General features: G+C 37.0%; 18 protein-coding genes and 2 pseudogenes. 5 read left to right on the forward strand and 15 right to left on the reverse strand.

Going from position 1 to position 19,833, the window contains the following annotated elements:
* Nucleotides 1-13 precede the first annotated feature (13 nt).
* The 4 genes from hutU to ACFX4N_RS06645 all read right to left on the reverse strand — a co-directional run bounded on the left by hutU (nt 14) and on the right by ACFX4N_RS06645 (nt 4,651).
* Complete coding sequence (hutU, locus tag ACFX4N_RS06630; protein WP_377261052.1) at nt 14-1,675, reverse strand: urocanate hydratase; 1,662 nt, start codon at nt 1,673-1,675, stop codon at nt 14-16.
* Nucleotides 1,676-1,725: 50 nt separating this feature from the next.
* Nucleotides 1,726-3,237: a histidine ammonia-lyase gene (gene hutH, locus ACFX4N_RS06635; RefSeq protein WP_013056321.1), complete on the reverse strand. Its 1,512-nt coding sequence runs from the start codon at nt 3,235-3,237 to the stop codon at nt 1,726-1,728.
* Between the two features lie 360 nt (nt 3,238-3,597).
* Nucleotides 3,598-4,422, reverse strand: coding sequence for an aldo/keto reductase (locus ACFX4N_RS06640; protein ID WP_057274664.1), 825 nt, complete (start codon nt 4,420-4,422; stop codon nt 3,598-3,600).
* A gap of 37 nt (nt 4,423-4,459) precedes the next feature.
* On the reverse strand, nt 4,460-4,651 hold the full coding sequence (locus tag ACFX4N_RS06645) for a hypothetical protein (RefSeq protein WP_192100737.1): 192 nt from the start codon (nt 4,649-4,651) through the stop codon (nt 4,460-4,462).
* Nucleotides 4,652-4,966: 315 nt separating this feature from the next.
* Here ACFX4N_RS06645 and ACFX4N_RS06650 point away from each other — a divergent pair, with 315 nt between their 5' ends.
* Nucleotides 4,967-5,440 carry a YbaK/EbsC family protein gene (locus ACFX4N_RS06650; protein WP_013082511.1) on the forward strand — a complete coding sequence of 158 codons (474 nt, stop codon included), beginning with the start codon at nt 4,967-4,969 and terminating at the stop codon, nt 5,438-5,440.
* An 867-nt stretch (nt 5,441-6,307) separates the two neighbouring features.
* Here ACFX4N_RS06650 and ACFX4N_RS06655 read toward each other — a convergent pair.
* The 5 genes from ACFX4N_RS06655 to ACFX4N_RS06675 form a co-directional block, all read right to left on the reverse strand.
* A complete protein-coding gene (locus ACFX4N_RS06655) occupies nt 6,308-6,616 on the reverse strand; it encodes a DUF5634 family protein (RefSeq protein WP_013056316.1) in 309 nt (102 codons plus the stop codon).
* Nucleotides 6,617-6,924: 308 nt separating this feature from the next.
* On the reverse strand, nt 6,925-7,632 hold the full coding sequence (locus tag ACFX4N_RS06660) for a GntR family transcriptional regulator (protein ID WP_013056315.1): 708 nt from the start codon (nt 7,630-7,632) through the stop codon (nt 6,925-6,927).
* 88 nt (nt 7,633-7,720) lie between these two features.
* Nucleotides 7,721-9,130 (reverse strand): GH1 family beta-glucosidase, encoded by a 1,410-nt coding sequence (locus tag ACFX4N_RS06665; protein ID WP_013056314.1) that lies wholly within the window; start codon nt 9,128-9,130, stop codon nt 7,721-7,723.
* A gap of 506 nt (nt 9,131-9,636) precedes the next feature.
* Nucleotides 9,637-9,792 (reverse strand): hypothetical protein, encoded by a 156-nt coding sequence (locus ACFX4N_RS06670; RefSeq protein WP_377261057.1) that lies wholly within the window; start codon nt 9,790-9,792, stop codon nt 9,637-9,639.
* On the reverse strand, nt 9,789-10,127 hold the full coding sequence (locus ACFX4N_RS06675; protein ID WP_025601823.1) for a glycosyltransferase: 339 nt from the start codon (nt 10,125-10,127) through the stop codon (nt 9,789-9,791). The genes ACFX4N_RS06670 and ACFX4N_RS06675 overlap by 4 nt, the downstream gene beginning before the upstream one ends.
* Nucleotides 10,128-10,507: 380 nt before the next feature.
* On the opposite strand from ACFX4N_RS06675, the pseudogene ACFX4N_RS06680 reads away from it, so the two are divergent.
* A pseudogene (locus ACFX4N_RS06680) lies at nt 10,508-10,714 on the forward strand (copper amine oxidase); the annotation flags it as partial.
* A 105-nt stretch (nt 10,715-10,819) separates the two neighbouring features.
* Here ACFX4N_RS06680 and ACFX4N_RS06685 read toward each other — a convergent pair.
* The 5 genes from ACFX4N_RS06685 to ACFX4N_RS06705 form a co-directional block, all read right to left on the reverse strand.
* Nucleotides 10,820-11,944, reverse strand: coding sequence for a GerAB/ArcD/ProY family transporter (locus ACFX4N_RS06685; RefSeq protein ID WP_057274662.1), 1,125 nt, complete (start codon nt 11,942-11,944; stop codon nt 10,820-10,822).
* A gap of 109 nt (nt 11,945-12,053) precedes the next feature.
* Entirely contained in the window at nt 12,054-13,133 is a 1,080-nt protein-coding gene (locus ACFX4N_RS06690) for a GerAB/ArcD/ProY family transporter (protein ID WP_192100646.1), read from the reverse strand.
* Between the two features lie 40 nt (nt 13,134-13,173).
* Nucleotides 13,174-13,401 carry a hypothetical protein gene (locus tag ACFX4N_RS06695; RefSeq protein WP_057274661.1) on the reverse strand — a complete coding sequence of 76 codons (228 nt, stop codon included), beginning with the start codon at nt 13,399-13,401 and terminating at the stop codon, nt 13,174-13,176.
* Nucleotides 13,398-14,606, reverse strand: coding sequence for a Ger(x)C family spore germination protein (locus ACFX4N_RS06700; RefSeq protein WP_057274660.1), 1,209 nt, complete (start codon nt 14,604-14,606; stop codon nt 13,398-13,400). The genes ACFX4N_RS06695 and ACFX4N_RS06700 overlap by 4 nt, the downstream gene beginning before the upstream one ends.
* A 36-nt stretch (nt 14,607-14,642) precedes the next feature.
* A complete protein-coding gene (locus ACFX4N_RS06705; RefSeq protein ID WP_098546869.1) occupies nt 14,643-16,205 on the reverse strand; it encodes a spore germination protein in 1,563 nt (520 codons plus the stop codon).
* A gap of 473 nt (nt 16,206-16,678) precedes the next feature.
* On the opposite strand from ACFX4N_RS06705, the gene ACFX4N_RS06710 reads away from it, so the two are divergent.
* Nucleotides 16,679-17,452, forward strand: a complete 774-nt coding sequence (locus ACFX4N_RS06710) for an alpha/beta fold hydrolase (protein ID WP_013056312.1) — start codon at nt 16,679-16,681, stop codon at nt 17,450-17,452.
* A gap of 292 nt (nt 17,453-17,744) precedes the next feature.
* Here ACFX4N_RS06710 and ACFX4N_RS06715 read toward each other — a convergent pair.
* Nucleotides 17,745-18,087 (reverse strand): annotated as a pseudogene (locus ACFX4N_RS06715) (phosphatase PAP2 family protein); the annotation flags it as partial.
* Nucleotides 18,088-18,384: 297 nt separating this feature from the next.
* Here ACFX4N_RS06715 and ACFX4N_RS06720 point away from each other — a divergent pair.
* The gene (locus ACFX4N_RS06720) at nt 18,385-18,600 is read left to right on the forward strand and encodes a hypothetical protein (RefSeq protein ID WP_098239438.1); all 216 of its coding nucleotides are present in this window, start codon (nt 18,385-18,387) and stop codon (nt 18,598-18,600) included.
* A gap of 274 nt (nt 18,601-18,874) precedes the next feature.
* Nucleotides 18,875-19,807, forward strand: coding sequence for an alpha/beta hydrolase (locus ACFX4N_RS06725; RefSeq protein ID WP_013056310.1), 933 nt, complete (start codon nt 18,875-18,877; stop codon nt 19,805-19,807).
* Nucleotides 19,808-19,833 lie beyond the last annotated feature (26 nt).

Here is a 19,833-nt window from a genome sequence, read left to right on the forward strand (position 1 = left end):
TATCCCTCCTTTTTTATTCATTTAACGCCGGAATTTGTATTCCTTTTTCTTTTGCAGTTTGAATGGCCTTATCATAGCCGGCGTCTACATGACGAACAACACCCATGCCTGGGTCTGTTGTTAAAACACGTTCTAGACGTTTGGCGGCTTCTTCCGTCCCGTCTGCTACTACAACCATTCCAGCGTGAAGAGAATACCCCATACCTACTCCTCCTCCGTGGTGAACAGATACCCAGCTTGCGCCTGCTGCCGTATTTACTAATGCATTCAAAATCGGCCAGTCTGCTACTGCATCACTGCCGTCTTTCATCGCTTCAGTTTCCCGATTTGGCGAAGCCACAGAACCGGCATCTAGATGGTCTCTGCCAATAACGATAGGCGCTGACAGCTCTCCGGACGCCACCATATCATTAATAATTTTTCCAAAGCGCGCTCTTTCTCCGTAGCCTAGCCAGCAAATACGAGCCGGCAATCCTTGAAACTCAATTTTTTCTCTCGCCATTTTAATCCAGTTGCAAAGATGCGTATTATCCGAAAACTCACGTAAAATGACTTCATCTGTTTTATAAATATCCTCTGGGTTTCCTGACAAAGCGACCCATCGAAACGGTCCTTTTCCTTCACAGAACTGCGGACGGATGTACGCTGGGACAAATCCCGGGAAATCAAATGCATTCGTGACACCTTCATCCAACGCCACTTGGCGAATATTATTGCCATAGTCAAAAGCAACCGCGCCTTTTCTTTGCATCTCTAACATGGCTTGAACGTGAATAGCCATACTTGCTTTTGATTGTTTTATATATTCATTTGGATTTGTATTCCGCAATCTGTCTCCTTCTGCTAAGCTGACTCCAATCGGCAAATATCCGTTAAGCGGATCATGTGCCGATGTTTGATCCGTCACAATATCTGGGATAAATCCTCGCTCTATCATCTCAGGAAGAATCTCGGCTGCATTTCCAACTAATCCAATGGAAAGCGCTTTGCCCAATCTTTTTGCATCTTCAGCTAACGTGATCGCATCAGCTACGCTTTCGACTACCGTATCGCAATATTTTGTTTCGATACGTTTTTCAATACGCGTGCGATCAACATCAATTCCAATTACAACCCCGCCTGCCATCGTAACAGCTAGTGGCTGTGCGCCTCCCATTCCTCCTAATCCAGCTGTTAGCGTAATCGTTCCTTTCAAAGTTCCGTTAAAATGCTGGTTGGCACACTCAGCAAATGTTTCATACGTTCCTTGAACAATGCCTTGGCTTCCAATATAAATCCAGCTTCCTGCAGTCATCTGTCCGTACATCATTAACCCTTTTTTATCAAGCTCATGGAACGTCTCCCAATTTGCAAAAGCAGGAACAAGATTTGAATTCGCTAATAAAACACGCGGTGCATCACTGTGGGTTTTAAAAACCGCAACTGGCTTGCCGGACTGTATAAGAAGCGTTTCATCTTCTTCTAAGTCTTTTAACGCTGCGACAATACGATCGAACGCCTCCCAGTTACGGGCTGCTTTTCCGATTCCTCCGTATACGACTAACTTTTCCGGATGCTCCGCTACTTCGGAATCTAAATTGTTTAGAAGCATGCGAAGAGCAGCTTCTTGTACCCAGCCTTTTGTCGTTAGTTCTGTTCCACGGGGTGCTTTCATTCCACTTTGTTTTGTCTCCATTTTGTTTTCCTCCTCTATAAAAATGAAAAACTGTTAAACTAACATTTTTATTACAGCGCTAGTTCATAATTAGTATCTTGCACAAAGGTTTTGAAATCAGCTGCTAACGCCTCAATATCGCGTGAGAAAATTCGGTCTTTAATAATGGTTGGTACGGTTTTTCTAATTCTTGAGTAAATTTTTCTTGTTTCTGAAGCAAGTTTATCCACTCCTTGAATATCGGCCGCTTGAGCCGCACAAATTGCTTCAATTGATAAAACTCTTCGTGTATTTTGGATAATTTGATAAGCATGACGTGCAGCAGTCGTTCCCATGCTGACATGATCTTCTTGATTCGCTGAAGATGGGATGGAATCGACACTTGATGGATGCGCTAATACTTTATTTTCGGAAACTAATGAAGCAGCAGCATATTGAGTAATCATGAGCCCAGACTCTAAACCAGGATCTGCACTTAAAAATGCTGGCAGCCCGCTAAGCTGAGGGTTTACTATTCGTTCGATGCGCCGTTCAGAAATATTCCCAAGCTCCGCCATTGCAATTCCTAGAAAATCCATAGCAAACGCAATGGGCTGCCCATGAAAGTTCCCTCCAGAAATTACTTTGCCGCTGTCGGCAAAGATGAGCGGGTTATCGGTTGCTGAATTAATTTCAATTAACAGCTTTTCTTTTACATAATTTAAAACTTGATAAATAGCACCATGAACTTGAGGAATGCAGCGCAGTGAATACGCATCTTGCACTCTTATTTGACCTTGAGAAGTAGTTAATTGACTGCCTTCTAAATACGAAAGAATTCGGGCAGCTACCTGCTGTTGTTCCGGATAAGGTCTTACCGCATGAGACTCGGGCATGAATGCATCTAAAATGCCTTGCAGACCTTCTAACGTCAGTGCTGCAATCCCGTCAGCAAGATCTGCTAGCTTTTGAGCTTCAAGGTACGAAACTACTCCTACAGCTGTCATTGCCTGAGTGCCGTTAATTAAAGCTAGCCCTTCTTTCGCTTGTAATTGGATAGGTTTAAGCCCAGCTAGCTTTAAAGCTTCTTCTCCTTGCATTCGCTGATCATTATATACAGCTTCTCCTTCTCCAACTAACAGCAGCGCTAGATGTGATAATGGAGCTAAGTCACCGCTAGCTCCAAGTGAACCTTGACTTGGGATAACCGGCACTATATTTTGGTTTAAGCAATCGATAAGCAGCTGCAAGGTTTCCAGTCGTATGCCGGAATACCCTTTAGCCAATGCATTCGCTCGTAACAGCAGCATCACTCTGCTTACTTCTAAAGAAAATGGTTCTCCTAGTCCGCAGGCATGACTGCGAATTAAGTTAATCTGCAGATCAGCTAAGTCCGTTTTTGAAATAACCGTATCGCTAAACTTTCCGAATCCAGTATTTACTCCGTAAATTACGTTGTTGTTCGTAATACTCTCTTCAACTAACGTTCTGCTTTTTTGTATATGTTCAACTGCGTGATCGCTAATTTTCACGGAGTATCCTTGGTAAATAACTTTGTAGATTTGGTCGAACGTCAGTGAATTTCCATCGATTTGAATAAACATCATACCCGCTCCCTTGTTAAACTGTAGACTACCTTTTCTTTTTGAATACAAAAAGGGGCTATATCAAAGAGGAAACAAGCTCCTTTTGATATAGCCCCCTATAAACTAACCTACTTACACTATGGGCTTTTATTAATAATCAGCACTTCACCTTATACATACAAACAATCACTAAATGACTAAATCACTATACACTTTAAGCTGTACAACTTAAAGCAACTAGGGTACCTACACTAAGTATTACGCTGAATTAATCATTTGTCAATTATTATTTAAGAAAATTTTAAATAATCTGAAATAAAATCGTTATTTCTTATAGCAGCGATGATTCACGGCTGCACATTCTTATTTCTTTAAACGTTATCGGACGTTCATGTCACTTGGGTGCGGACCTTTGCGGCGATTGCTGTTTAACTCATTAATCTCTGCCATATCATCGGCAGTGAGTTCAAAATCAAACACGTTAAAGTTTTCTTCTATTCTAGACGGTGTAACTGATTTAGGGATGACAATTGTGTTGTTCTGTAAGTGCCAGCGCAATACAACTTGAGCCGGAGTTTTGCTATGTACTTCAGCAATTTTTTGAATGACTTCGTCTTGTAACACTTCTCCTCCTTGATCAAGGGGGCTCCATGCTTCCACAAAAATATTATGTTTGGCACAAAACTCTTTTAATTCATTTTGAGCTAGATACGGATGGCACTCAATTTGGTTTAAAACAGGTGTTACATCACATTCGTTTAACAAGCGCTCTAAATGCTCAATTTCAAAGTTACAGACGCCAATTGCTTTTACTTTTCCATCGTGATAAAGCTTTTCTAATGCTTTATACGTCTCCACATACTCATCATATTGAGGCGTAGGCCAGTGAATCAAATATAAATCGACATAATCAAGTCCTAATCGTTCTAAGCTTTCGTCAAATGCACGTAATGCATTTTCATAGCCTTGATCGCTGTTCCAAACTTTTGTTGTAATAAACAGCTGTTCTCGAGGAACAGAAGATTTTTTAATCGCTTGACCTACTCCTTCTTCATTTTTATAAATCATGGCTGTGTCAATAGAGGTATACCCAACTTCAATTGCTTTTGACACTGCAGATGCTGCTTGGTTATCTTCTACTTGCCATACGCCAAATCCAAGCTGAGGCATTTTTAAACCGTTGTTTAATGTAACAATATTCATTTTACACGTCTCCTTTTTTGTTAAAAAGTTCAAAGTTTTAATGATGGTGCCAGCCGATCAGCATAGCAACCTGTCCCATTATAATGCCGACTGGGATTCCTATAATCATGGCTCCAAATCGAAATTTAAAAGACCATGCGCGCGGCACAAGGGAAAACAAATAAATCATACTCATCGTTGCCATACATGTACTGCTAAAAAAACTGATGACAGTGTGTAAATTTGGCATTACTTCTCCTCATTTCACTAGAACGTTTGCGCCTTTTCAATTTCATCATTTATCTTTCGTTCTAATGCCTATGTTTTCGCAGCCGACATAGTTACATTCGTCAAAGGGTTCCGTAATCCTGCTTTAATCAGTTAAAAATACTTTACCTACGTAACTTTTTTAGTTAAAACGAATATGTGCTTTTAACTTCAAAGTTGTGTATAATTTCTGTATATTAAAATAATAAGATTTTTTCACTATAAAGAACAACTGCACATTCTCTGTAAGGCAATCATACATATTTGCAAGAGTTAACGAAAGGAATGGATATAAAAAATGGCGATTGAAAAAGTAAAAGCATATTTTAAACAATATGGTATGGAGAATCGAATTATCGAAATGGATGAGTCCAGTGCTACTGTAGAACTGGCAGCGCAAGCTTTGAAATGCGAGCCGAAACGGATCGCAAAAAGTCTTTCTTTTAACGCCGAAGGAACTGTTCTATTGATTGTGGCAGCAGGAGATGCAAAAATTGATAACCGAAAATATAAAGAAGAGTTCGGAACCAAAGCAAAAATGCTTGGAGCAAGTGAAGTAGAAACGCTGATTGGTCATGCTGTAGGCGGAGTATGCCCTTTTGCCGTTAATGAAGGCGTTCACGTGTATCTAGATGAATCTCTGAAACGTTTCGTCACCGTTTTCCCTGCCTGTGGAAGTGGAAATAGTGCAATCGAATTAACAATACCTGAACTAGAAGAATTTTCGAAATGCTTAAAGTGGGTTGATGTCTGCAAAGGATGGAATGAATAATTTAGGTAAATTACGGTACATCTATACATAAAATAAATAAATCAGCACGCCAACAAGCTGAAACAGTTTTTTGTTTCAGCTCATTGGTGTATCTAAACGAATTTATGAAACAGCTTAACCCAACCTAGGTAAGAAACCCCTAAGAGAAATACAAAAAGAAATAGTAAAGGAATGTTCCTAGGGATAAAAAGCCAGCCGTCTAACGTATTCCACAGAAATTCACTTTTATTTGCTTTTCTCATCATTTTCACCTCAAGCAGATTTACTATTTTGTATTCAAAAATTCTTTTACATAGTTATATACAGTATCTTCAACTTATGACCTTTTTTCAAGAAAAACGTGCACGGAAAATTGATTGAATGTGAATCTTTTCAATTTATATCCGCTATGTACTCATCCATCATCTTAGTTTCATCTGTAAAAAAGAAGAAGCCTACATTTTTAGATGCAGGCTTCTTCTCGTTGATTCAGTCTTTCCTTTGTTTTCCTAGTCAGGCCCTTTCGTTACGTATATCGGTTCATAACCAAAGTGCCTTGCGTGAGATACGAATATCTACTTTCAATTTGCGGTAATACATTTGCTGAAGTCGCTGTTAAGCCTTTCAAAACTAATCAGTCCCTTCATACACTAAGTATTTAACCTTTCACAACAACCATTTGCATGATAGCTGCTGTACTATATGTGTACCCCGTATTTATATAGTAAAACCTTAAAAAACAATTTTTTATTATATAATTTTCTAGACTTCAAAGCAAAGAAAATTTAGATAGTATAGATGAAAGACACCCGTCACCTATTAGCTCCTCTACTGTTCGTACTCAAGCGTTCAAAGAAAAGCATCCGCAGTGAAATTCATCAAATTTATTTAATGTATGATTTCATCAATTTTTTGAAATGCATCTTCAAGTGAAGTATATCCATTTGTTTCTCCTTCGTTACCTTGAACGGTCCATTCTTGCTTTTCTACTGCTAGTTTCCCGTCTTTATCTTTTATATAAGGTCTGTTAAGCATAAACACATGATCATCCTTTTTTACTGTGTAGCCAAGATAATAGTGATTACCTTCTCCTTCTTCCTCATATACGGAGACGCCTTGAAGGTTATATTTGTTTAAAATGTCATCCATATGATGAGTCAGTTCACTTATAGCCGTTTCTCTTTTTACATATTCCACATTTTATACCCCTTTTCATTTTGATTTATGTTTAGCATTCCCTTGAGCATATTCAATTACACTATATTTCAAACCATTCATTATGTGAAATTTCCCCTGTATCGGCATTAAAGAAGTTACGGCTTGTCATTTGATATAAAGAAATTTAATCTACCTCCTCTTACCTTGTTATAAAGAAAAATCATTTTTTCTCTTTCGTATCTCCAATTAGTTATCATAGAAAAGACCCTCATATCCACGACCTCATTTCATTCTTAAACAATCAAAAACCGGTTAAGAAAAATAAACTTAACCGGTTAATGCTGATGTTATTTAAAATTGATACGATTTAAGATTTTTGCTTTTTGAAAGTGAAAGATAGATTTTGACAACTCAAAGATCGTTCCGTTCGTTAAGCACACCGTATTTTCGATAATCAGTGCTGGGTCGAATGGGTCGATATGAAGGAGTTCAGCACTTTCTTCATCAATTTTTTCGCAGTTAATGACTTTGTCAGCAAACCCAATGTTTAATTTTAAGTGATCTATCAGGTAACTATAAATAGAATTTGATGCAATATCTTCATTTAGATAAGGTACCACATCTTTTTTAAAGTAACTGATTTCAATAGAAAAAGGTTCTTCATCTACAATTCGCAGCCGCTTCACATAATATAGCTTGGTTCCGCCTTCACACCGTAAACCTTTTGCGGTTAATTCATCAGCTTCTACCACGTGCAAAGAAAGAATTTTTGTCTCAATTGTTTTCGACGTTAAGTCTTTCGTTAATCCTCTAAGACTGCCTAAATTAATATAATCTGTGACTGATTCCTCACGCAAAAACATGCCGCTTCCTTGGACTTGATAGATATAGCCGCGATTGACGAGCTGAGTCACTGCTTTTCGAATTGTATTACGGCTCACTTCAAATTTTTTTATCAATTCTTCTTCCGTCGGTAGCTTTTTTGTTTGATCAAACGTCCCTTCTCGAATTTCCCTTTCTAAACGATCTGCAATTTCTTTATATTTTATAGCCATATAATCTCCCTAGTTTACATTCTCAATCATTTACTGCTTCTATTATACACAAAACCTCTTGATCAAAATCAAGAGGTTTTCTTTTTACTTATAGCTCTTCTCCTCTCGTTTCAATAATATGCTTGTACCAATGAAACGACAGTTTTTTCTTTCGATTTAAGTTATCGTCGTGATCTACGTAAATGAATCCGTATTGTTTTTTATAACCATTTAACCAGCTTAATAAATCAATAACAGACCAAGCGTAATATCCTTTTAGATGAATGCCTTCTTTTATTGCGCGCTTAATCACTTTTAAATGTTCTTCAATATATTTAATACGGGGAACGTCTACAATTTCACCATCAATAATCGGATCTTCATCACCAAGACCATTTTCTGTTACGTACATTTTAATATCACCATAACGCTCTTTTAACATATGCAGCCCGTCTAAAAATCCTTGAGGGGAAATTTCCCATCCCCATTTTGTATAGGTTTTATCTGTCATCTTTACTGTGCGATAAAAGCCGTCAAACGATGGATTTCCAGGAGCTAAAGTAGATGTTTCCCTCGAGTGCTCCATAGACGAAACAGCTTCTTGATTTTTCTCTACTCGAATCGGTTGATAATAATTAAGACCAATGAAATCATTGTTTTCGGCATTTCTTTTTAATGTATCTAGCTCTTCTTTCGTCCAGCTTGGGGTCCATCCGTTTTCTTTTAATTGCTGTACGACGTAAGATGGATATTCGCCTTTTAAAATCGGATCATAATACCAAAACGTTTCGTATTCATTCGCGTGTCTAGCAGCTAAGATATTTTCCTTTTTATCATCAACACTGTAAGCCGGTAAGAAGACATGTGTAATACCAATTTCTCCATACTGCTCCAGCTGCTTATAGATCTCTACGGCTTTTGCATGTGCATAAAACACATAATGTGTAGCTTGAAAGTACTTTTTTTCATCGTTTTGGATACCAGGCGGATGTGCTCCTTTTAAATAGCCTAATCCGCAAAACATAACGGTTTCATTGAACGTAATCCAATGTTTAACACGGTCTCCAAATGCCTTAAAACAAACCTCTGCATACTTAACGAAAGCATCGGCTGTTCGTTTATTCGTCCATCCGCCGTCTTCTTCAAGCGTCAAAGGCAGATCCCAGTGATACAGCGTTACAAATGGAACAATTCCATACTTTAAGCATTCATTAATCACTTGATTATAAAATTCCAAGCCTTTTTCATTCACTTCTCCATCGCCAGTTGGCAAGATACGTGCCCATGAAATAGAAAAGCGGTACGATTCTAGTCCCATCTCTGCCATTAACTTAATATCTTCTTTGTAGCGATGGTAATGATCAATAGCTACATCTCCATTTGTGCCTTTATATGTTTTTCCAGGAATCTTTGAAAAAACATCCCAGTTTGTTTCGCCTTTACCGTCTTCATTCCAAGCTCCTTCTATTTGATAAGAAGCTGATGCAGCTCCAAATAAAAAATCCTTTGCGAATTTCATTATAGCACTCCTTATTTTCATACTGACTTTTTAAATTCATTCCAATATATTAAATTTATAGGTACAAATTTAATATTGATTATATACTTATTTTTTGCATTTGACTACAAAAAATGTAATACAAAGACCTTTTTATTTTTCTCTAATTTAAAGAAAAATTTCGTTATCTTACTCATACTTGATAAAAGAACAAAAAAAAAGCCTGCTTTGAAAAAATTGATCAAAACAGGCTATTTATTAATATGACGGATTAACGCTTTATAATAACTCTCATCGTTATTAAACTTTCGTTTTCACATATAAATAAAGACCATACTCTGTGGGAACAGCAGGATAACCCATTACAAGCGATTTTAAGTTTTTTAAAACTTTTGCTATTCCTCGTTTTAATAATATTATATTAATTTAGGAAAAAAACGTTATTACCAAAGGATTCTTCATTCAAAATGCACATTTGTTTATAATTGATAATTGATATAAAAAATAAATTAATACACTTTATTTCGTTAACTAGAGGTGTTTTTGTTAATGACCTTCTTGAATTTTAAAATTGTTTCTACTGCTTTTTTATATCCTCCAGCCTCTTTTAATGATTCTCCAATTTTGCAGCTGCTTTCTTTAAATGATGGAAATACAATCGTTATATCTCCAGGACACGTCATGGTATTTTTCTATCAGTAAGAATAACTCCATATTGATCTTTCCACTTTTTTGAAATTTGTTCGATTTCCATGTATCTTGGAGATTCCTTATCTATTTCTCCCCTGTTCTTCATAAACATAGAAAAAATTTGGCTATTAATTGCAAAAGTTGTACAAGAACATACTTTGGGTATTCGTAATATATCAGCTATAATCCATCCGGCAGCGAAATTATTATCATAAATAACATAATCGTACTTTTCCGCTCTTATTTCTTTTAAAACCTCTTCTATAATCTTATCCATAGCCCTTCCCATATGCAAAAGCATTTCAAGAGGATCTATTTTCTCTGCCATCCTTTTTCTGTATTTATATGGAGTAGAAAGTTTTCATAAGGACGAAATAAAGCGCCTGTTTTTTCAATCTTGTTTCTATATTCTTCTATGCAGTAATAGACCACCTCTTCTCCCTTTTTCACAAGCTCTTCTACTAATGCAATGGTAGGATTAACGTGCCCTTCACCGGGAAAGTTAAAAAAAGAACATTTGCCATCTAACTCCCTCCGTTTCTCAGCAAATAAATATACTAACCTTGTTTAGAATAAATTTTCTTCTTATCTAGTGTACAGTAAGAATCAATTTCATTAAATGTATAAAACAAATATCAAGCAAAATGACCCTATTATTAACTTTTAAGGTTTTATAAAGAGTTAAAAAATTAAGATGGGCAAGTAGCTGATTCTTTAATGCTTGGCTGTGGCTGTCTAGGGGGAATTCGCTATTTCGGCACTAAGATGCCAGGTAGTAAAGGCACTATAAAAACGATTTCTGATGCAATCTGTTTACATGAAGAGGATTACGGAATTGCGTGGAAACACAAGGATTGGAGAATCGAGGAAGTAGAAGTACGTAGTTCACGTCTCTTGACCATTTTTTCCGCGTAACTTTTTCATGGATTTTTCAGGTCTTTCTATTTTTCAATTCTTTTATAACGTGTAGAAGCAAAGCGCCGGGTTTCTGCAGAAAGCAGCTGCTTTACCAAATCTTCGCTAATGATTCTTTTGATTTTTAGTTCCATTGCTATTAAGCCCCCCATTTCTCCCTTTTTTTATAAAAGCAATAAGGAGGAGAAAAAGTGGAATTACAATTTCTAGAGAAAAAAAGAAAACAATGCCACTTGTAGACAAAAAGGAAACAAGTTGTTGAAAATTGGAAGATATCCACAAAGCAACTATAACTTGGAGAAAACCAAATGGAAGCACAAATGGCTTATAATCACGTACGTTTAGACACTGCGCTGTCCCAAGTGTAAGTACATAATAAATGGCTGAAACTTTAACAAAAATACCTGTAACCCAGACTGCCATCACCATTGATTCGACATGTTCAAAAAAATTAGCTATGCTGATATACCTTGAAACACTTATTACGGGATAAGTGTATTCTTGAGTAGTGCTGCCTAATACAAGAATGGTAATTAAATTTGTAATCACCATAGTTAGTACAACAGCTACAATAGAAATCACACCCAATTTTCTTGCCTTACTTCGATCTTTCAAAAAAGGAAGAAAAAAAGAAATATAAAAAAAATCGTTAAACCATGACTGAATAGAAGTAGCTCCTTGTAGAGATGGTAAAATACCATTCCCCATGATAGGAAATATATTATCAATTTCTATATCAGGTAGCAGTAGAAGTACCATCAGAAGAAGAGGAAGAATAAATAATGGAAGAAAAACTTGTGTGGCACGTGCTAGCACCTCTACTCCTCCGTATACAACGAACATGCAAACTAACACCATACTGGCTATTACTACAGGTATAGGGGTTTTCGGAAGAAAGTTTGCAATGAACTCCGCGTACTGTCGTAGAACAATACCATTCAAATAAAGATGAAAAAACAAATATATAAATCCAATAGTCTTTCCGGCAAGCTTTCCAATAATACGCTCACTGTACTGAATAATATTTTCATTAGGATAAAACTTGTTTAATTTCAAAAAAATACCTAATGTCAGAAAACCAATGAGGGAGGCCCATATTGGTGATAGCCAAAGATCTTGCTTCGCATCTTTTCCGGCGACTGATGGAAGAGTCAGAATAGCTGTAGCTAATACAATAAAGTATAGTAACATCGCCATCTGAAGAGATGATATTTTCCCTTTTTCAATCATTTCTTTTTACCCCATTCTATTTTTTTATTATCTCTAACAAATATTTAAATCGACAAAATATTGTGTGTGTTATTGATTTATAGGCATATGATTACATTTTCCTTTCTAATTATTTTTTCCGGATAATAGCAATGAGTAGTAGTAAAACCGGAATGAACGTCATAATGAATGTTCCGTAAAAAGGAAATATATTACCTAAAAATCGAGTTAATTCATACATGCTAGGAGTTACCCATATACCGAATATAATCACCAGAAAACCAAGTGGAAATACAAGGGGGCGGTAGTCAGATAGATGTAGCCATTGGGCCGTTCCTAAGACAAGTGCATAGTAAAATACTGAAAGTTTAATAAATATTCCCATTACCCAAATAGTAATTACAAAGGCTTCAAGATGTTCAAAAAAAGTAGCAACACTAATGTAGCGGAAAGCAGTAAACACCGGATAGATATAACTGGTTGCTGATTCTCCAAATAAGAATATGTTCACTATATTGGTGTAAACCATGACTAACATAGTGATAACCACCGAGATCATACTCCACTTCTTTCCTTTTTTATGATCTGTCAAAAAAGGAAGAAGCATGGAGATAAGAAACATTTCGCTAAACCAAGACTGTGGTACAGCTGCTCCAAGGATCGAAGGCATCATACCATGCTCCATAATTGGAAACATATTCTCTGGTTTGAATTGAGGTATGAGTAGTATAAATAGTAACAGGGGAAGAAGTATAAAGATTGGAACGAACAGTTGGGCAGATCTTCCCAATACTTCCACGCCGCCTCGTACAGCGAAAGCACATACAAGAACCATGCTCCCAATAACTACAACCATCGGGGTTTTAGGCAAAAAAGCATTAATAATGAAATCTATATACTGCCTGGATATGGTGCCACATATATGCAAAAAAAAGAACAAGTAGACAAACCCAAGCACTTTTCCTGGAGTCCGACCAATAATATGTCTACTGTATTGGATGATCGATTCCTTCGGATAGAGTTTATGTAATTGATACACAATAAACGCCGTAAAAAATCCATTGAGTGAACCTAAAATTGGCGAAATCCACATATCACGCCCTGCATACTTGCCCGTAATGGCTGGGATGGTAAGAATAGCGGTTGCTACTATCGTTGGTACGATCATAAGCGCCATCTGAAATGAAGAAATTTTCCCTTTTTCGATCATTCTCTTTTCTCCTTCTTTTTCCGTATCTTCTATGCCCCTGCTATTTCTCCAACATCTTACCAAGTGGTTTGAAAAGCATGTCAATCATCTGTGTAGGACCTGGCATATCCGGAAAGAACAGAAGGAGGATGGCAAGCAGCCATCCCATCGTTGTTAAGATCACAAAGGCTGCTTTCTCCTTTTTCTGATTTCGATCCATTTTTGGCCATTCATACAAAAAGATAAGAACCACGCATACGGTTATTCCTATTACCGTTATCCACTTCATTTCTTTTCTACCTCTTTTTCTTTCAAGCCCGCCGGCGTAGTAGATAAACCAGGTCGGCGTACACGCGTTTTAATATCTATTTTCACTTCCACATCCGGAAGGACTGTATCCCAATGATCTTTGACTTTCGACCATTCTTTAGGGTATTTTCGATGAAACGCATCTGCGAAACCAAATGCGTCCACATTCATCCCTTTCTTCACTTGTTTAAGAGACTGGTTAATGCGTTTTTTGATATCTTTTTCTACGTCTTTCTCCACTCTCTTCGTAATTTGTGGACTCATAACATCAAGATCACTGCCATTTTGCACAATTGTCCCTTCCGATGTGATCCTCGCTAGGATCTTCCATTTTCCATTCTTAAGGGTAGGGATGAGTTTCGTCGTTTGTCGAATAGGGTCTAGCGAGATGGATTCTCCTTTTTTAGGATTTACTGTAACCGAAGTCACTTCGATTTCATTTCGTAACCATAAAAGTCCTCTGGTAGCCTTAATATCAACTTGACCGATCATTTTATCTTTCTTAAAAATAGCAGTCCCCATTATATAAGCAATCGTTTCCTGTGGTTTCCCCCCAAGAAACGGCGGTAACTTTTTAATTAAAGGTAGGAGAGCCACTCCAGAATCCCCTGTTAACATCTGTTCAAAATCTTTCACTGTGACATCCATACCAATCTTCATCTCAGATAACTTTCGTAGCACTTCTCCCTCGTATGATTCTAAAGGTGGCTGTAATGCTAGAACATCGGCTGCCTCTCCATAACTGACAAACAAATGAGCACGTTCCCGAGGTTCTGGATGGCGAAGTAAATAGTCAATTTGCTTATGAATACCACCATTTCTAGCAAACTTCTCACCGATAATATACGCTTTGCAGTGACCCCAGAAGATTTTACGTGGGATTTTTGTCTGCACCTTTGACATAGCATCTGCTATATTTTCTCCAATTGCCGATCTCACCAAACTCTCGGAGCCTGTTCCTGATGCTCCTCCTCCCTGCTGCTGACCATTCACAGCCTTAGGAATCAAAATTTGAACAGTAAGCCTAATTCCCCCCCCTTTTTCTTTATCAATAGCAGCCCCTAACACAAGCGCTGTGTCATTTACTTCCCTTCTGTCCCAGCAACCGCTCAGTAGAAAGCTAGCCAAAAAAAAGAGAAGAATGGTCAACGTTTTTATGACGTTTCGAGATAGAAAGAGATTCATTCTTGTTCACATCCTTCTCATCATGTATTTACTCTACTATTCGTCTCCTTTACTGGAATTTGGTTTTTGTCTAGGGGACTGTCTGTATGAGTTGAACTCCCCGGTTAAATGGGGGCGTGTGTCCATTTTCCACCATGGAGCTCGAATCAAGGCATCTTTCAACTCACGCCCCTTCACCGGAGCGATTGGTGTCAAGTATGGAATCCCAAAAGAACGCAACGTACATAGGTGAACGACGATTGTAATCACCCCAAGCATAACTCCAAGCAAACCCAACGTTCCAGCAAGCAGAATGATAGGAAAGCGTAGCATTCTTAACGCAATTCCTTGCGTATAGTGTGGCACCATAAAGGACGAAACTCCTGTAATCGCAACAACAATGACCATTGGAGCAGAAACCAGACCGGCCTGAACTGCAGCTTGACCGATGACCAAAGCGCCGACAATACTAACAGCGGCACCGACCTGTTTTGGAAGTCTGACTCCTGCTTCACGTAGTGCTTCAAATGTAACCTCCATCATTAATGCTTCAACAAGTGCTGGAAAGGGAACACTTTCCCGTGAAGATGCCACGCTAATCAGCAAGGCCGTCGGCACCATCTCTTGATGGTAGGTAAGGACTGCTACATAGAGCGAAGGTAAAAGAAGAGAAAGTACCATAAATACAAAGCGTAAAATGCGGATGATTGAACTAATCATGTAGCGTTGGTAATAGTCTTCAGGCGACTGAAGTAGGGAAAAAAAACTAATAGGCGCAATTAAGACAAAAGGAGTACCATCCACTAGAATCACTACACGCCCCTCTAAGAGATTAGCAGCAGCTACATCCGGCCGTTCTGTATTGACAAGTTGAGGAAAAGGAGAATAGGAATTGTCTTCAATCAGTTCTTCAATATATCCACTTTCCAATACACTATCTATTTCGATGCGCTGCAATCGATTTTCGACTTCCTCAATAAGGGTGTGATCCGCAAGTCCTTCTATGTAGGCAATTACAACATCGGTGTTAGTATAACTCCCGATTTTCATCGATTTCATTTTGAGGTGAGGACTTTTGATCTTCCGTCGGAGGAGGGAAGTACTGACTCCTAATGTTTCCACAAAACCTTCCCTTGGTCCCCGTACAACACTTTCTGCGGTTGGTTCTTCAATCGATCTCTTTTCCCACTTTGCCAACCCCAAGGCAAGTCCAGATGCTTCATGTTGTACGAAAAGCACAGGGTTCCCGATGGAGATATTCTCTATACAATCTGCGAACGTCTTAACTTCTTTCATCTTTGAAATGTGTATCTTTTTCTTTAACATTTCACGTAAACTACGAACCCTTTCTTCTGTTTCTGACGTAAGTGGGGCGAGAACATTCTCATCAATCTCCTCAATATTAGATAAACCCTCTATATAGATAAGGACGGCTTTTGTTTGTCCACCTATTAAAAACGTCCGAAAGACTACATCAAAACAGTCCTGATAGATGGAGCGAAGAACCTGTAGGTTTTCATCTAAGTCTAAAGAAAGCAGTACTTGTTGCTCGTTAATCTGTTGATCCGTATAGAGTTGTTTTAGCTTATGGAATCTTCTTCGAACCTTTCGAAACAACATAGACAGCTCCTTCCTTTTATGTAAGGTTGCATAGAAAAGCGTAATGAAACCTATCCTTATCTTTTGTTGTATTTTCCAAAATTATTATATCTAGTTAAAAATTTCATTGATTATTTAAACTTAACTCTTTTTGTATGTTTTTTCGTTACAAATTATATAGATAGTAAAGCTTAGATAAGAGCAGTTTTTTCTATTTTTAGCCTGTATAAAGTATTTATTTCCAATCTGTATAATGGACATTATAGGAAATCTTATTAGTAATTGTTAAATCTAAATCTTTTTTAGTGTGTATAGTGCCACTATACTAATCCCATACTAAATACTAAAAGAAGTTATTTGAGATTAAACAATACAGAACAAATAGTTAATTGTATTAAGTTAAATGTAAGATGAAAAAAAATTTCAGTTTTCATCAACCGAATTAACTTTAACTAAAAAGTAGTTATTAATCGATTTTGGAGTGAGAAATAAGCATGCCTTTTGTTGAAATAGACACTAATCAATATTTGTATTATGAAGAGTATGGACAGGGTATACCTATCATCTTTATTCATCCACCTGGGATGGGAAATAAAGTGTTTTACTATCAATACGATTTATCCAAGCATATGAGAGTCATCTTTCCTGATTTAAGTGGTCATGGACAAAGCCCAAAAGCTGCACAAACTGTATCAATTCCCTTCTACGCAAACGAAATATTACGCTTTATGGATGCATTACATTTAAACAAGGCCATTATATGTGGCTATTCTGCTGGCTGTCTAATTGCTCAAGAGCTTGCTATTTATCATTCCGATAGAATAGAATTATTAATTTTCTCAGGAGCATATCCTATAGTAAGAGATATGCCTGGACAATTATTACATAAAATAGGATTATATATGGTAAGAGAACACCTAAATATATTAATAACAAGCATTGCTAGAAGTCATACCAGAGACAAGACACTAAGAAGAAACCTAGTTAATTATATGAAAAAAGCCGATCAAGAATCATGGTATCAGTATTATAATCATTCATTACAATATAACTGTTTAGACAAACTTCATCGTTTAACAGTACCTTTGTTGTTTATGTATGGTGGAAAAAAGGATTGGACTATCCGCTATATGAAAGAGTATAAAAATAAATGTAAACATGCTGAATTCTTTATTTTTACACAGCAGGGTCACCAACTGCCTACAAAAAAAGGGATTCAGTTTAATGAACTAATTACAGGGTTTGTCTTAAATAAATCCAGTTTATAAAGCTAAAAGGCACTTGAAAAATGAAGAATCCTAAAATCCCATATGTATAAGAACGGATGATAAACTACGAAGACTGATAAGGTTGCTCAGCTCATCAGTCTGAATATATATTTCACAATTAAAAATAAGACGCTTCGGAAAATCCCTTAGCCGCTTTAGCTTATTATCATCACTATCCACAAAAGTCTCCACCATAACAACTATATAATAATCACTAAAAGGATAAACAATGTGACTTATAAAGCTAATCCAGAACCGAGTCTACCACAATTAGATATTCAAAACGCTTCATTTATATATTGGAACATGATGATACTTTTATTTTTCGTTTCATTACCTTTAAAGCACCTGGGAATTTGTCAACGATAGTGCTTGTCAAGCTACCAATGAAGACTATCAGAAGGATAATGATGTCCTAGCCAAATCCTTGAGAATCCCGTTAACAAGGACAATCCCAACATAACTAACCCAAGAATACGTTTATGGAGAAAGATAGAAGTGGATACAGCAAAAGCAAGCAACGTATGTTTACTTAAGAATGAAGAATCCATCTTTGAAGGAATGAGTATACCGACACGGCGCTCCATAAATGGACGAGGCTTAAAATAAAAACATTTAATCAACGTATTAATAAAGTTGGATCAGGTTCAGCTTCATCCTTTTTATCATTACAACCAAAAAGAAACCCTACTGATAAAATGGTTGATAGGAGACCAAATAAATATTTTCTTTTCTTCACTTATTCTTCACCCCTTACAGTAGTCGTATATCTATTAAGATCCACATTATTCTTTTAATAATTACAGGTAATAATTTAAAATCCCAAATAGGGATAGTATCATTTTCCGCGTATATATAAGTAACATCGTCAAAAAATAAAGCCGTTGGAAGAACGGTTTCTTTCAAACAACTATCAAAGAGGGATTTGCATAATGAACAACTTACAGGGGCTAACTTCTTTATTTAATTTTAATGGAATGTTTGGAAAGAGAAATAATAACAGAGTCATACTACTTTCACTTTTAGGTGTAGGAATTGGGACTTTGGCCATTTGGCTAATAAGAGGGACGGGGAACAAAATCGCATCTCCAACCATGCAAACAATGAAGAGTAGAAGCCAAATGAAAAACAGTTTATCTAACCAATAATAGACACGCATACTTTCTCTACGATATATAAATTAAAGACTAACGATCAGTTTAATTATGGGAACAATATATTTAATGTACACCTGTATTAATAGTTCACCATGCTGATTACAAAAAATAAAAGCCCCTAGATTTTTGTTAAATCTAGGGGCTTTTCAAACTTACTTAAACTTTTTATTCTCTAATACAATCATTTGGTTCTTCATTTTCTGTTATTAAATGGGGAATATAATATTATTCGATGAGATAAATTACTGAGATACAGAGGTGGAATATGAAACAAGTTATTAAAAATATTCAAAACGATCAGCATTTTCCTTTTACATACGATTCACGCCCCATGGCTGAAAATATGAAACGTTACAGTGAGTTTTACAATCTTCCAACAGAGGGGCTAATGTATCGCTACGGATTTGAAACGGTTGCTCATGAACGGTTGTTTATCCAATCTTTTCGTCCCTTACAGATAAAAGCTCATATACTCCTTCTTCATGGCTATTATGATCATGCTGGAGTACTAAGTACGGTTATTCGTTTTTTGATTCAAAAAGGGTTTCATGTGTTGACATTTGATTTACCAGGACATGGATTGTCAACAGGAGAACGAGGAGCCGTATCGGAGTTTTCTCTCTATGTAGAAAGTATTCGAGAAGTCATGCGTAGACACCTGTCTTCAAGCTCTCTACCTATCTATATTGTAGCTCATAGTACTGGCGCTGCTGCTGCAGTCGATTATATACTGAATAACCATGAAGCATCTCAGGTTCGAAAGGCGGTCCTTGTCTGTCCCCTCGTTCGTCCTTATCACTGGAATGCAATCACCATTTGTATAAAGTTCTTAAAAGTGTTCACCACGAATTTGAAAAGGATAATTCGAAACAATTCATCAGATTCAAAGTTTTTGCATTTTGTGAAGAATGATCCGTTACAGTATGATCAGCTCCCCCTCGGTTGGGTAGAAGCCTTGATAAGATGGAATGAATTAATTAAGGAAGGGAGCCCTAGTCCTATTCCTATTCTCATCCTTCAAGGAAAAAAAGATACAACAGTGGATTGGAGGTATAATGTTGGTTTCTTACTGAAGAAGTTTCCAAATATAGATATTGAACTTATAGAGAATGGAAAACATCATTTATTTAATGAAAAAGAGCTGATAAGAGAAAAAGTGTTTACTTCTATCCATCGTTATTTAACAGGTAACGTGTAAACACAGGTTCCGAGAACAAAGTATAT

Source organism: Priestia sp. YIM B13551 (genome assembly GCF_042787905.1).
Classification (GTDB): domain Bacteria; phylum Bacillota; class Bacilli; order Bacillales; family Bacillaceae_H; genus Priestia.